Below are 632 nucleotides of genomic sequence, written 5' to 3'. Positions count from 1 at the left end.
CCCTGGCGGTCTCGTCGTCGCGATCCCCGGCGGCGTCTCGCAGCGCCTCGCCACCGTGGCCGGGCAGGTCGGGGCCCACACCAGCCCGTTCCTGGTGGAGCCGGACGCCCCGGCCTAACTACGATCGTCGGCCTGGTCGACTCCGGCGAGGTCCGCGTCGCGGTGGAGCGCTCCTTCGCGCTGGCGAAGGCCGCCGCGGCCCACCGTCTCGGCGAGACCAACCACACCCGCGGCAAGCTCGTCCTCACCGTGACCGATGGTCCTCACACCCTCCGGAGCACGCAGACCTCACAGGGTATGACCGTGACCTCCAACAGTCGTGCTGCACGATCACCCGGTCGTGCTCCCAAAGACGCTGGTGCCCTCGCTCTACCAGCGGCGATGACTTTTCGAGCGGCACAGGATCAACGCTTCTGATGCCACGACTTCTCGGCGTGGCAGTCCATGCGCGAGGTGGTCGTGAACGCCAGGTCCAGCAGGCGTGTACTACGCGGCCGTGCCGCTGGAGGCCGGCAAGGTCGCGGTACGTGACCCTGCCGGATATCAGTGAGGGGGCGGTGATGGGCAGCGTGGCGATGCACGTCTTCGCCCTCGCCGTCGGTTGATCCGCTACTGGTGTCCCGTGGTGTTTT

Annotated in this window: 1 protein-coding gene; it reads left to right on the top strand. The window is 68.5% G+C overall.

The features are described from left to right. The first annotated feature begins 162 nt into the window (after positions 1-162). Positions 163-417, top strand: a complete 255-nt coding sequence (locus tag ACTWQJ_RS52055) for a hypothetical protein (protein WP_443313305.1) — start codon at positions 163-165, stop codon at positions 415-417. Positions 418-632: the final 215 nt, after the last annotated feature.

The sequence above is a fragment of the Streptomyces sp. KR55 genome (assembly GCF_052245645.1).
Lineage (GTDB): Bacteria > Actinomycetota > Actinomycetes > Streptomycetales > Streptomycetaceae > Streptomyces > Streptomyces flavusporus.
Note: the sequence above shows the minus strand (reverse complement) of the source record. Positions and strands in the feature narration are given on the sequence as shown.